The organism is Streptomyces sp. NPDC056222, assembly GCF_042264065.1.
GTDB lineage: Bacteria > Actinomycetota > Actinomycetes > Streptomycetales > Streptomycetaceae > Streptomyces.
The window spans coordinates 79,990-93,173 of the sequence record NZ_JBHJTL010000022.1 but is presented as its reverse complement, the minus strand read 5'-3'; the positions used below and the strand labels follow the sequence as shown (position 1 = coordinate 93,173).

The 13,184-nt window shown below is 69.6% G+C and carries 10 protein-coding genes and 1 tRNA gene; 4 read left to right on the top strand and 7 right to left on the bottom strand.

Going from position 1 to position 13,184, the window contains the following annotated elements; translation table 11 throughout:
* Positions 1 to 45 precede the first annotated feature (45 nt).
* The 6 genes from pknB to ACFC0D_RS13645 all read right to left on the bottom strand — a co-directional run bounded on the left by pknB (position 46) and on the right by ACFC0D_RS13645 (position 8,136).
* The gene (gene pknB / locus ACFC0D_RS13670) at positions 46 to 2,013 is read right to left on the bottom strand and encodes a Stk1 family PASTA domain-containing Ser/Thr kinase (protein WP_376434419.1); all 1,968 of its coding nucleotides are present in this window, start codon (positions 2,011 to 2,013) and stop codon (positions 46 to 48) included.
* A 153-nt stretch (positions 2,014 to 2,166) separates the two neighbouring features.
* The gene (locus tag ACFC0D_RS13665) at positions 2,167 to 3,633 is read right to left on the bottom strand and encodes a peptidoglycan D,D-transpeptidase FtsI family protein (RefSeq protein WP_376434417.1); all 1,467 of its coding nucleotides are present in this window, start codon (positions 3,631 to 3,633) and stop codon (positions 2,167 to 2,169) included.
* Positions 3,630 to 5,060, bottom strand: a complete 1,431-nt coding sequence (locus tag ACFC0D_RS13660; protein ID WP_329118513.1) for an FtsW/RodA/SpoVE family cell cycle protein — start codon at positions 5,058 to 5,060, stop codon at positions 3,630 to 3,632. Before ACFC0D_RS13660 ends, ACFC0D_RS13665 begins: the two co-directional genes overlap by 4 nt.
* 25 nt (positions 5,061 to 5,085) lie before the next feature.
* A complete protein-coding gene (locus ACFC0D_RS13655; protein WP_376434414.1) occupies positions 5,086 to 6,564 on the bottom strand; it encodes a Stp1/IreP family PP2C-type Ser/Thr phosphatase in 1,479 nt (492 codons plus the stop codon).
* 176 nt (positions 6,565 to 6,740) lie between these two features.
* A complete protein-coding gene (locus ACFC0D_RS13650) occupies positions 6,741 to 7,265 on the bottom strand; it encodes an FHA domain-containing protein (protein ID WP_329118517.1) in 525 nt (174 codons plus the stop codon).
* A gap of 10 nt (positions 7,266 to 7,275) precedes the next feature.
* Complete coding sequence (locus ACFC0D_RS13645) at positions 7,276 to 8,136, bottom strand: FhaA domain-containing protein (RefSeq protein WP_376434411.1); 861 nt, start codon at positions 8,134 to 8,136, stop codon at positions 7,276 to 7,278.
* 453 nt (positions 8,137 to 8,589) lie between these two features.
* Here ACFC0D_RS13645 and ACFC0D_RS13640 point away from each other — a divergent pair.
* The 3 genes from ACFC0D_RS13640 to ACFC0D_RS13630 all read left to right on the top strand — a co-directional run bounded on the left by ACFC0D_RS13640 (position 8,590) and on the right by ACFC0D_RS13630 (position 11,338).
* Positions 8,590 to 8,673: transfer RNA gene (locus tag ACFC0D_RS13640), tRNA-Leu, on the top strand.
* A 271-nt stretch (positions 8,674 to 8,944) separates the two neighbouring features.
* Complete coding sequence (locus tag ACFC0D_RS13635) at positions 8,945 to 10,639, top strand: sensor histidine kinase (RefSeq protein ID WP_376434435.1); 1,695 nt, start codon at positions 8,945 to 8,947, stop codon at positions 10,637 to 10,639.
* Positions 10,640 to 10,678: 39 nt separating this feature from the next.
* Complete coding sequence (locus ACFC0D_RS13630) at positions 10,679 to 11,338, top strand: response regulator (RefSeq protein WP_376434408.1); 660 nt, start codon at positions 10,679 to 10,681, stop codon at positions 11,336 to 11,338.
* A 21-nt stretch (positions 11,339 to 11,359) separates the two neighbouring features.
* On the opposite strand, the gene ACFC0D_RS13625 is transcribed toward ACFC0D_RS13630, so the two are convergent.
* Entirely contained in the window at positions 11,360 to 11,857 is a 498-nt protein-coding gene (locus ACFC0D_RS13625; RefSeq protein WP_376434406.1) for a MarR family winged helix-turn-helix transcriptional regulator, read from the bottom strand.
* 81 nt (positions 11,858 to 11,938) lie between these two features.
* On the opposite strand from ACFC0D_RS13625, the gene ACFC0D_RS13620 reads away from it, so the two are divergent.
* Positions 11,939 to 13,063, top strand: a complete 1,125-nt coding sequence (locus ACFC0D_RS13620; protein WP_376434404.1) for a hypothetical protein — start codon at positions 11,939 to 11,941, stop codon at positions 13,061 to 13,063.
* Positions 13,064 to 13,184: the final 121 nt, after the last annotated feature.

Below are 13,184 nucleotides of genomic sequence, written 5' to 3'. Positions count from 1 at the left end.
TCATGGATGCCGGGGCCCTCCCCTTACTGCCTTCGCGCGCGGTCGCTAGTCGAAGATGCCGCCGTTGTTGCCGAACATCTTCACGTTGATCGCCTGGTTGGGCTGGCCCACCGTGCCCGCCTGGACGTCCTGCTCCTTGATGCGGGCGTTCGGGTCGTTCGAGCCGTCCACGTTGCCGAGCTGGTAGCCGGCCGCGGACAGCTGGGCGCGGGCCTGGTCCAGAGTCAGGCCGAAGAGGCTCGGGACGGGCTGCTGCGTCTGCTGCGGGCCCTTGGAGACCTTCAGCGTGATCTGGACGTCCTTGGGCTGCTGCGTCTGACCCTCGGGCGTCTGACCGGTGACCGTGCCGGCAGGCTGCTGCGAGTCCTCCTGCTGCTGGGCGATGTTGGTGAACCCGAGCGCGTTGAGCTGCTGGATGGCGACGTTGACGTCCCGCCCGGTGACGTCCGGAAGCGGGGTCTGCTTCTTCTTCGCCACCGTGATCGTGACCTCGGCGTTCTGCTCAGCCTTGGAGCCGCCCGTCGGGTCCTGCTTCAGGACACGGCCGGCTTCCTCCTCGGACTCCTCGAACGCGATCTTGACCTTGAAGCCCTTGTCCTTGAGCGACTGCTCCGCCGTCTCCTGGGACTTCTCGACGACGTCCGGTACCTCGATCTGCGGCGCGCCCTCGGAGACGATCACCGAGACCGTGGCGCCGACGTCCATCTTCGCCGTGCCGTCGGACACCGGCGTCTGGCTGCAGATCTTGCCCTTGGGCTGCTCGCACCGCTCCGCGCCCGCCTGGGTGACCTTGACCTGGGCGTTGGTCGCCAGGCCGTTGGCCTCCTCGAGCGTGTGGCCGACCAGCTGAGGCACGGACACCTGGTCCGTGCCCTTCTTGTCGTCGAAGATCGCCTGGCCGATGAGGATCGCGCCCACCAGCACCAGGATGCCCGCGAGCACCAGCAGGATCGTCGAGGTGTTCGACTTCTTCTGGCGGCGGCGGTCCGGGCGGTCGTCGTAGCCGTAGCCGCCGTCGTCCGGGTTCATCGGGGGAAGCATCGACGTCTGGCCGGCCGGGTCGGCCTGGCGCAGCGCGGTCGTCGGCTGGTCGTCCGACGCGTAGCCGCCGTACCCGCCGCCGTAGCCGCCTCCGTACCCTGCCGCGCCCATCGCCGCGGCCGCGGCGACCGGCTGCCCGTCGAGGCAGGCCTCGATGTCGGCACGCATCTCGTCCGCGGACTGGTAGCGGTAGTCGGGGTCCTTGACCAGCGCCTTCAGGACGATGGCGTCCATCGACGGCGTGATCTCGGGGTCGAAGTTGCTCGGCGCCTGCGGCTCCTCGCGGACATGCTGGTACGCGACCGCGACCGGGGAGTCGCCGACGAACGGCGGCCGGACGGTCAGCAGCTCGTACAGCAGGCAGCCGGTGGAGTACAGGTCGGAGCGGGCGTCGACCTGCTCGCCCTTGGCCTGCTCCGGGGAGAGGTACTGCGCCGTGCCGATGACGGCCGCGGTCTGCGTCATGGTCATGCCCGAGTCGCCCATGGCGCGCGCGATGCCGAAGTCCATGACCTTGACCTGGCCGGTCCGCGTCAGCATGACGTTCGCCGGCTTGATGTCACGGTGCACGATGCCGGCGCGGTGCGAGTACTCCAGCGCCTGGAGGATGCCGACCGTCATCTCGAGCGTGCGCTCGGGCAGCAGCTTGCGCCCGGAGTGCAGCAGCTCACGCAGGGTCGAGCCGTCGACGTACTCCATCACGATGTACGGGATGGAGACCCCGTCGACGTAGTCCTCGCCGGTGTCGTAGACAGCGACGATCGCCGGGTGGTTGAGCGAGGCGGCCGACTGGGCCTCACGGCGGAACCGGGCCTGGAAGGACGGGTCGCGGGCGAGGTCGGCCCGCAGCGTCTTCACGGCGACGGTGCGGCCGAGCCGGGTGTCGTGGGCGAGGTAGACCTCCGCCATGCCACCACGGCCGAGCACCGAGCCCAGCTCGTACCGGCCGCCGAGGCGACGCGGCTCTTCCATAACTGATCCAGCCCTCTCCGTCTGTCCCGACCGCACCCGTGTGTGGTCCGGCGGTGTGCTGTTCGCGCATACGCTACCGGCCACGGGAAGGCGAACCGCCCCGGACCGGCACCTGATACCTGACCGGTACCTGGCCGGTGCCCGGCCGAAAGGTCAGCTCCTGCTCTTCACTACCGCCTTCATCACGGCCTTGGCGATCGGGGCGGCGAGGCCGCCACCGCTGATGTCCTCGCGGTCCGTGCCCGCCGAGTCCTCGACGATAACCGCGACCGCGACCGGGGCGCCCTGGTCGGTCTTCGCGTATGAGATGAACCACGCGTAGGGGCGCTTGGCGTTCTTCTCGCCGTGCTGGGCCGTACCCGTCTTGCCGCCGACCTTCACGCCGCTCATGTTCAGGTCGGCCTTGCCGCCGGTGCCGTTCGAGACGACGTTCTCCATCATCTGCTGGAGCAGCTGCGCGTTCTCGGGCGAGACCGGGCGGCTCATCTCCTCCGGCTCGTTCTGCTTGATCACGTCGAGGTTCGGCGCCACCAGCTTGTCGACCATGTACGGCTTCATCAGCTTGCCGTCGTTGGCGATCGCGGCCGTGACCATGGCCATCTGCAGCGGGGTCGTCGCGGTGTTGAACTGACCGATCGAGGAGAGCGCGTTTCCGCCGCGGTCGGCCTTCTTGTCGTAGACGGAGGCGGCCGAGCGGACCGGCGTGAACTGCTCGGCGTTGAAGCCGAACTTCTCGGCCATCTCGGCCATCTTGTCGCGGCCGACCTCGTCACCGAGCTTGGCGAACACCGAGTTGCAGGAGACCTCAAGCGCCTTGTTCAGGCTGGCGTGCTCGCACCCGCCGGAGTGGTTGATCATGGGCTTGGTGGAGAGCGGGATCTTGTACGGCTCCGGCGTGTCCGTCGCCGCGTTGATGTCGGTGACCTTGCCGTTCTCCAGCGCCGCGGCCGCCGTGACGACCTTGAAGACGGAGCCGGGCGGGTAGATCTCGCGCAGGGCGCGGTTCTGCTTCGGCTTGCTCTTGTCCTTCTCCAGCGCGATCCACGCCTTCTCGTCCTTGCTGGAGTAGCCGGCGAAGGACGAGGGGTCGTACGACGGGGTCGAGGCGAGCGCGAGGATCTTGCCGGTGCTCGGCTCGATGGCCACGACCGCGCCCGTCTTGCTGCCGAGCCCCTCGAAGGCGGCCTTCTGGGCGGCGCCGCTCAGCGTCGTGACGACGTTGCCGCCCTTCTTCTTGTCGCCTGTGAACATCGACAGCGTGCGGTCGAAGAAGAGCCGGTCGTCGTTGCCGGTGAGGATGCCGTCCTCGATCTTCTCGATCTGGTTGGCGTCGTACGCCTGCGAGGCGTACCCGGTCACCGGGGCCCACATGGGGCCGTCGACGTAGGTCCGCTTGAACCGGTAGTACGGGTCCTGGGAGTCGACCGAGCCCGTGATCGGCTTGCCGTCCACGATGATGTTGCCGCGCTCGTTCGCGTACCGCTCGATCGTGACGCGCCGGTTCTTCGGGTGCGCGTTCAGCTCGTCGGCGCGGACGTACTGGATCCAGTTGTCACGGAGCAGCAGGGCGAGGACCAGCAGGCCGCAGAAGATCGCGACCCGGCGCAGGGGCTTGTTCACGGTCGGACCACCTGGGTCATCTCGGCGTCGGGGGACGGGGCGGGGGCGGGCGCCGGGCGGCGCGCGGTGTCGCTGATCCGGATCAGGATGCCGATCAGGGCCCAGTTGGCGATCACGGACGAACCGCCGTACGCGAGGAACGGCATGGTCATACCGGTCAGCGGGATGAGGCCCATCACACCGCCGGCGACGACGAAGACCTGGAGCGCGAAGGCGCCGGACAGGCCCATCGCGAGCAGCTTGCCGAAGGGGTCGCGGGCCGCGAGGGCCGTACGGACGCCCCGCTCGATGATCAGGCCGTACAGGAGCAGGAAGACCATGACGCCGGCCAGGCCGAGCTCCTCGCCGACCGTGGCGAAGATGAAGTCGGAGTTGGCGGCGAAGCCGATCAGGTCCGAGTTGCCCTGGCCGAGGCCGGTGCCCAGGATGCCGCCGGAACCGAACGACATCAGCACCTGGGTCATCTGGTCACAGGCGGCGGCCATGTTGGAGCCCTCGGGCGCCGTCTTCAGACACTCGAACGGGTCGAGCCAGGCGGCCACACGGGACTTGACGTGACCGGCCGTGGAGCCGACGACGACCGCACCCGCGGTGGACATCAGCAGACCCATGACGACCCAGCTGGTCCGCTCCGTCGCCACGTACAGCATGATCACGAACATGCCGAAGAACAGCAGCGACGTACCGAGGTCGTTCTCGAAGACCAGGATGAGAAGGCTGACGGCCCAGATCGTGAGGATCGGGCCGAGGTCACGGCCACGCGGCAGATAGAGCCCCATGAACCGGCGGCTGGCCAGCGCCAGCGCGTCCCGTTTCACCATCAGATAGCCGGAGAAGAAGACCGCCAGGATGATCTTGGCGAACTCGCCGGGCTGGATGGAGAATCCGGCGACGCTGATCCAGATCTTGGCGCCGAAGACATCGGCACCCAGGCCCGGCACCAGCGGCAGCAGCAGCAGCACGAGGGCCGCCACCATCGAGATGTACGTGTAGCGCTGGAGCACCCGGTGGTCCTTCAGGACCAGTAGCACACCCACGAACATCGCGACGGCGATCGCCGAGTACAGCATCTGGCTGGGCGCGTCCGGGGTGAACGTCTTGTACCGGGAGATGATGCGCGGCGACTGGTCCAGGCGCCAGATCAGCACCAGACCCATCCCGTTCAGCAGGGTCGCCAGCGGCAGCAGCAGCGGGTCCGCGTACGGCGCGAACTTGCGCACCACGAGGTGCGCGACGCCCGCGAGCAGGCCGAGGCCGAGCCCGTACCCGAGCATTCCCGCGGGCACCTTGCCGTCGATCGCCAGGCCGACGTTCAGATAGGCGAACACCGGGATGACGACGGCGAACGCCAGCAGCGCCAGCTCGGTGTTGCGGCGGCTCGGCGCCTCGATCGCGCCGATGGTGGTCGTGTTGGTGACAACGCTCATGGTGGTGAAGGCCTCCTACGGGTGCTTACTGCTTGCCGCAGTTCGAGGCCAGCTTCTGCTCGTCCTCCGTGAGGGTGGGGCCCGGGGAGGGAGCGGCTGTGGTGGGCTTGGATTCGGGGGTGGAACCGTCGGCGGGCGGCTTGCTCGCCTGGTCCGCGGCCTTGTCGGCGGCCTCACGGCGCTGCTCGGCCTTCTTGCAGGCCGAGGCCTGCGCCGAAAGCTCCGCGATCTTCGTCTGCGCCTTGCCGAGGCTGCCGCCGGCGATCGTGTCCTCGACCTGCTTGCGCTGGTACGCCGGCAGGTACTTGAGTTCGATCTCGGGGTGATCCTTCTCCACCTCCGACAGCGAGACCCAGGCCAGGTCCTGGCTGATGCCCCGGTACAGCGCCACGTGCTCCTCGTTGGAGCCGACGTAGTACTGCGTCTGCGTCCAGCGGTAGCCGCCGTACGCACCGCCGCCGAGCACGGCCAGCGCCAGGATCAGGAAGAAGCTCCGCTTCAGCCACTTGCGGCCGCCGCGCTGCTTGGTGAAGTCCTCGTCGTCGTACGACCCGAACGAGCCCTGCGGGGGCATCCCGCCGTACCCGTGGTCGTCGCCGCTGCCGGGCGGACCGAAGCCGCCCGCCGGGGGCTGCTGGTGCGGCGCGGGACGGCCGAGCCCGGAGGCACGGCCGGCCGGTGTCTGCATCGCCCCGCCGTCCGAGGGCTGCACCTGGTTCTCGGCGACCGCGCCGACGATCACCGGGGTGTCGCTGAGCTGACCGGCGAGCGTGTCACCGCCGTCGACGTCGAGGACGTCGGCGACGATCACCGTGATGTTGTCGGGGCCACCGCCGCGCAGCGCGAGCTGGATCAGCTCCTGCACGGTCTCCTGCGGACCCTGATAGCTGGCGAGGGTGTCCTCCATCGTCTGATGGGAGACGACTCCGGACAGCCCGTCGGAACAGATCAGATACCGGTCGCCGGCCCGGACCTCACGGATCGACAGGTCGGGCTCGACATGGTCGCCGCTGCCCAGCGCCCGCATCAGCAGCGAACGCTGCGGATGGGTCGTGGCCTCTTCCTCGGTGATCCGGCCCTCGTCGACGAGGCGCTGCACCCAGGTGTGGTCCTGCGTGATCTGCGTGAGCACCCCGTCGCGCAGCAGGTACGCCCGCGAGTCGCCGACGTGCACCAGACCGAGGCGCTGGCCCGTCCACAGCAGGGCGGTGAGCGTCGTGCCCATGCCCTCCAGCTGGGGGTCCTCCTCGACCATCATCCGCAGCTGGTCGTTGGCACGCTGCACCGCCGCACCGAGCGAGGTGAGGATGTCCGAACTGGGGACGTCGTCGTCGAGGGTGACCAACGTCGAGATCACCTCGGAGGAGGCGACCTCACCGGCGGCCTGGCCGCCCATGCCGTCGGCGATGGCGAGCAGCCGGGGACCGGCGTAGCCGGAGTCCTCGTTGCCCTCGCGGATCATGCCCTTGTGCGACCCGGCGGCGAAGCGCAGTGACAGGCTCATGCGCACCTGCCCTGTCGACGTCGCCTCGGGGTACAGCCGGTCTCGAGCCACACTGCCCACCCTCCGGTCGGGAGCCCGTGCCGGGACACGGCCGGTACCCCACGGTCCGCCGCGCGGCCCACCGTGTGGACCGCCTCGGCCCGCTCGCTCCGCTCGCACTCATACATGACGTGGCACTACTTCCGCAGCTCGATGACGGTCTTGCCGATGCGGATCGGCGCGCCCAGCGGAATCGGCGTGGCGGTGGTGAGGCGGGTCCGGTCGAGATACGTGCCGTTGGTGGACCCGAGATCCTCGACGATCCACTGGCCGTCCCGGTCCGGGTAGATCCTGGCATGGCGGCTGGAGGCGTAGTCGTCGTCCAGCACGATCGTCGAATCGTGGGCACGCCCCAGCGTGATGGTCTGCCCCTGCAGGGCGACCGTCGTGCCGGTGAGGGTGCCCTCGGAGACGACGAGTTTGGTCGGGGCGCCGCGGCGCTGCCGCCCACCGCCCGCGTTCTGCTGCCCGCGCTGCTGAGGCGGCGCGGCAGCCTGCTGTCGCGGATTCTGCTGCGGACGGGCGTCCTGGCGGCGCGAACCGCGCTGCGTGACACGCGTGCCGAACAGGTCGCTGCGGATGACCTGGACGGCCACGATCACGAACAGCCACAGAACGGCCAGGAAACCCAGCCGCATGACCGTCAGGGTCAGCTCTGACATTGCCCCCGCTTCACCCTTCGGCTTGCCGGTAAACGATGGTGGTGCTGCCCACGACGATCCGCGAGCCGTCGCGGAGCGTAGCGCGGGTGGTGTGCTGCCCGTCCACCACGATGCCGTTGGTGGATCCGAGATCCTGGATCGTCGAGGGCGTTCCGGTCCGGATCTCGCAGTGCCGGCGGGAGACGCCGGGATCGTCGATCCTCACGTCCGCGTCGGTGCTGCGGCCAAGGACCAGGGTCGGGCGAGAGATCTGATGGCGGGTGCCGTTGATCTCGATCCACCGGCGCACCTGGGCGCCGGAGGAGGGCATGGGGCCGGGGCCACCGGCGGTGGGACGGCCGGCGGCGGGCGCCTGGCCGGGGCGCGGAGCACCGGCGCCCGGCGGCGGGGCCGCGGGCATCGGCGGAGCACCGGCCGGCGGATAGCCGTAGCCACCCGGCGCGCGGCCCTGCGAGGGGCCGGCCGGGGCCTGCTGCGGTGCCGAGTGCTGTGACGAACTCGACGCGAGAGTGCGGCTGCGCACCCGGTACAGACCGGTGTCGAGGTCGTCGGCCTTCTCCAGGTGGACCTTGATCGGGCCCATGAAGGTGTAGCGCTGCTGCTTCGCGTAGTCCCTGACCAGGCCGGCGAGCTCGTCGCCGAGCTGGCCCGAGTACGGGCTGAGGCGCTCGTAGTCCGGCGTGCTCAGCTCGACGATGAAGTCGTTGGGGACGACGGTCCGCTCGCGGTTCCAGATCGTCGCGTTGTTGTCGCACTCACGCTGGAGAGCGCCCGCGATCTCGACGGGCTGGACCTCGGACTTGAAGACCTTGGCGAAGGTGCCGTTGACCAGACCTTCGAGCCGTTGTTCGAAACGCTTCAGGACTCCCATGGGGCACCTCCTCCGTCGTTGTCGTCCTGGTACTGCTTACTGATCGTATCCACGCGTCGGGAAATCGGCTGGTTCCCCTTCTCTGCCCTGTGGACGAGTGTCACCTCTCACAGACCTTCCCCATGGATCGTAGAGGCGGCCTGTGGACAGTGTCCCGCACCCGGCGAGCGAGCAGGTGGACCGGGCAGGGCGGCGGGGGGTGGTCCGCCCCGTTCCTCCCGTTACCCGTCGGCTCCTCGTTCACGCCGAGTGTCCCTCCTCTCTCTGTGGATCCGTGCATCCGTGCCCACCTCTGTCCCGGCATCCGCGCCGGTCCGGGTCTCCGTCTGTCCCTGTTCGTTCGAGGAGGGGGTCAAACAAACGGATGTGAATCCACGGTCTGCGACGTGCTAATCTTCAGATGTCGCCAGGCGATCGCACCGAAAAGGTGAGGGAGCCCGGAGCACACCCAATGCGCGGGTGGCGGAATAGGCAGACGCGCTGGATTCAGGTTCCAGTGCCCGCAAGGGCGTGGGGGTTCAACTCCCCCCTCGCGCACGAGACGGAAGCCCCGTAGGTCATCGACCTACGGGGCTTCCGCGTGTTGGGGACGTGTGCTCACCGATCGACGTCCGGCGCGGTCGGCGGGCGCTGCGGGTGAGGCGTCTCGGCGTCGGGCGGGCTGCCGGGTGAGACGTTCGTCGCGCCGGGCAGCGACGAAAGAGAGCCGCGGCGCCGGGTGGGCGCTGCCTAGGGTGCGACCGTGGACGCGACTTCGAAGAGCAGGGCCGGGATCGGCGCCGGTTGGACATGGTTCGCGACGCCCGGCATGTGGTCGCGGCGCAGGACCGCCGGCGAAGTGGTGCTCGCCGTCGTCATGGCGCTGCTGGCCGCCGGCACGGAGGAACTCGCCGGCGGGGAAGGATGGCAGCTCGCCGCAGTGGCGCTGGGCGCCGCCGTCCTGTCGCTGCTGCGCCGCCGACTGCCCTCCACCACGCTCATCTTCACCGGCGGCCTCGCGCCCCTCCTGCCCGGCTTCCTGGTGCTGCTGATCCTCGTCGGCTGGTCCGCAGGCCGGTACATCGCCGGCGCCGGCCGGGCGCTGATCGCCTTCACCGTCGCGTACGTACTGAACATCGCCACGTCCCTGCTGGACATCTGGGACCTGCACCGGACGCTGACCGTCGTGTTCATGTCGACGCTGTACTACCTGGGGACGACGCTGGCACCCGGCCTCGCCAACCGGTACTGGACCCAGCGACGGACCCTGCTGCACGCGCTGCAGGAGCACAACGCCCAGCTGCTGCGGGAACGCGTGATGGTCGCCTCGTCGGCCCGGCTCCGGGAACGCCAGCGCATCGCCCAGGACATGCACGACAGCCTCGGACACCAACTCGCCCTCATCTCCGTGCACACCGGAGCCCTCGAGGTCGACCGCGAGCTGACCGACCGGCAGCGAGAGGCGGTCGGGGTCCTGCGCAACGCGTCGGTGACAGCGATGCACGAACTGCGCGAGGTCGTCGGCATCCTGCGCGACGGCATCGAAGCCCCGGCGGAGGCGCTCGCGGCGCCCGTACGGGCCGGCGACGAATCGGGACGGGCGGCGCGGGGGACCGCCGGTATCGAGGGGCTCGTCGAGGCGGCACGGGCCGCCGGGAACAAGGTGGAGCTACGGCGGCTCGGGGAGTACCAGCCCCTCCCGCCGGCCGCCGACCACGCCGCGTACAGGATCGTCCAGGAGGCACTCACCAACGCCTACAAGTACGCGCCGGGGGCGCCGATCGACGTCGAGGTGCGGTACGAGCCGGACTCCTTCGTCGTCGAGATCGGCAACGAACCGGTCGCCGACCCGCCGCGGGACGTGGTGAGCGGCGGGCAGGGGCTGACCGGGCTGTACGAGCGGGCCCGGCTCGTCGGCGGCATGGTCCACGCGGGCCCGGCCGACGGCGGCGGGTTCAGGGTCGCCGGCGTACTCCCCTACGGGGTGGTCGACGCGGCGCCCCTGGTCGAAACAGCGCCTTTGGTCGATGCGGCCGACGACTTCCGGCAGCAGTCGACGCGGCATCCGGTCGGCGACCTTGGTCCGGTCACGGTCGGACCGGCCGACCGGACGTTCACGGAACGGGAGCTGGCGATGGCGACGCGCGGGGGCAGGAGCACGGGTGGCGGGATCGCGCTGGGATGCGGGATAGCGTTCGCCGCGCTGGTTCTGCTGCTGGTGGCAGGGGGCTTCGGCATCTACTTCCTGATGGGGTCGATGCGCGAGGGGATGATCGACCCGGCCGAGTACGAGAAGGTCAAGGTCGGCGCGGCCGAGCAGGAGGTGCGCGACCAGCTGCCCTCCGGCGACACCATCGCCACCACCGGGTTGCACGGCAAGGGCCCCGAGGAGCCCGAGGGTTCGAAGTGCCTGGTCCTCATGTCCTCGGAGGTCGGCAAGGACATGGAGACCGAGCCGGTTTTCCGGTTCTGCTTCAAGGACGGCAAGCTGATCGAGAAGAAGTCGTACGAGGTCAAGCGCTAACGCTGGCCCGCCCGAATCGGTAGCCGTTGGGGAGAAGCTGTGGCAGGGCAGCGCATCAGGGTCGTGATCGCCGATGACGAGCCGCTGATCAGGGCCGGAATCCGGATGATCCTCACCTCGGACCAGGACATCGAGGTGGTGGCGGAGGCCGTGAACGGGCGGGATGCGGTCGAGCAGGCCCGCGCGCACACCGCGGACGTCGTCCTCCTCGACATCCAGATGCCGGTCCTCGACGGCCTCTCCGCACTGCCCGAACTGCGCCGGGCGGCACCCTCGACGAAGGTGATCGTGCTCACGACCTTCGGCGAACGGGAGAACGTTCTGCGGGCCCTGGAACACGGCGGCGCCGGCTTCCTGCTCAAGGACACGGCGCCTGCCGAGCTGATCCGGGCGGTACGGGCCGCGGCGGCGGGAGACGCCTATCTCTCGCCCGCCGCCACGCGGCACGTCGTGGAACAGCTGGCCTCGGGGCGGGAAGTGGCCCGCGCCGAGCAGGCGAGGGCGCGGGTGGCGGCGCTGAGCGAGAAGGAACGCGAGGTGCTCGCGCTGCTCGGGGAGGGGCTGTCCAACGCGGACGCCGGGCGGCGCCTGCACATGAGCGAGGCCACCGTGAAGACGTACGTCAGCCGGATCCTCGCCAAGCTGGGGTGCGAGAACCGGGTGCAGGCGGCGCTGCTGGCGCGCGACGCGGGGCTCTGACCTCTGACCTCTGAGCTCTGGCTAGGCGCTTGTCGTGTGAGGGGCGGCGGGGCTGTCGGGGAGCGGGACGGGGCTGTCGGGGAGTGGGACCGGGCCGGCCGCGTTGTAGCGGAGCAGGTACGTGGCGAATCGGGAGAGGTCCTCGGCCGACCAGTCCTTGAGGCGTTCCTGGTAGGCGGCGCGTCGGCTCGCCTGGGTCGAGGCGAGGATGCGGGTGCCCGCCTCCGTCGGGTGCAGCACCTGGACCCGGTGATCCTCCGGGTCCGGTCGACGCTCGACCAGGCCGAGCTTCTCCAGGCCGGCGACCTGGCGGCTGACCGTCGACTTGTCCAGCAGATAGTGGGCGGCGAGATCGGTGGCGCGGCAGCCCTGCTGGTCGACGATGTGCGAAAGCAGTGTGTACGAGACGAGCGGGAGCTCGGGATGGAGCCGGGCGGCCGCGGCGCGGGCCCGGCGGGCGAAGGCCGTCAGCTCCCGCTGGATGGTGTCGACCGATGTCTCGCGCGGGGCGTCGGTCATGGTGCGCTCCTTGGGGTCCCGGTTTGCTCGCTAATATTTCAGTTGTATAGTACAACGGTTGTTTAGTTGCAAAAGCCAACCATGGAGGTGCTCGTGCCCGCAGGGACCGCAGGATCGGCATCAGCGGGAGCGACGGCTCCGGGATCGGCAACGGCACCGACGGCCGCGCTACGGCACGTGCTCCGGCATCTGCTCACCCCGCTCCTCATGTGCGTCGGCATGGGACTCGCCTACCTCGGCGCCTTCCACGCCCCCCAACCCCACGACCTGCGCGTCGACGTCGTCGGCTCCGGCCCGACCACCCAGGTCCTCGCCCAGACCCTCCACGACAAGAGCGCCGGCGCCCTCGACGTCCGTACCGTCGCCGACCGGCAGACCGCCGTCACCGCACTGCGCGAACAAACCTCCTACGGCGCCTACATCCCCGGCGCCCACCCCGAACTGCTCGTCGCCTCCGCCTCATCGGACACCAGCGCCATGGCCGTCGAGAAGGTCTTCACCAAGGTCGCCGCAGGACAGGACGAGCCCCTGAAGGTCACCGACGTCGCCCCGGTCTCCGACGGCGACCCCACAGGACAGGGCATCTTCTTCCTGCTGGTCGCCCTCAGCATCGGCTCGTACGCCTCCGTCGCCGTCATCGGCGGCGCGGGCGCCGTCCTCCCCCTGCGGACCCGCGCCCTGCTCGCCGCCGGAATGTCGCTCGCCGTCAGCCTCATCGGCACCGTCTTCGCCGGACCGATGTTCCACCTCGTCGACCACGGACTCGGCGGAGTCTGGGCCATGTCATGGCTGTACTCGGCCGGCATCCTGCTGATCGGCGTCGGCCTCCACACCTTCCTGCGCCGCTGGACCACCCTCGGCGTGATGGTCCTGTTCGTCATGCTCAACTTCACCAGCTCCGGCGGCATCTACCGCCCCGAACTCCAACCCGGCCTCTTCGCCGCCCTGCACGCCTTCTGGAACGGCGCCGGCTTCGTCGAGGGCGTCCGCAGCCACGTCTACTTCGCCGGCCACGCACTCGGCGGACACCTCCTCGTCCTCACCCTGTGGTTCCTCGCCGGACTCGCCCTCATCGCCATCGCGGCGGTGACCGAAGCGCGCCGACGACCCGCCGTCGCACCCGCGCGGCAGCTGACGGAAAAGGAAGCCGAACAGGAGCAGGAAGAGGAGCTCGAGGAGGAGCTGGAGGAGGCCGTCGGGGTCTGAGCGTTCGGACCCGTGTTGTCCACAGGCCGTTGTCCACAGGGGAAGACGGGCCGCAGGACCCGGCGGTACCGTCATGCCCAGTTGATGTTGGGCAGCGCCACACCAAGTCGGGGGAGGACGT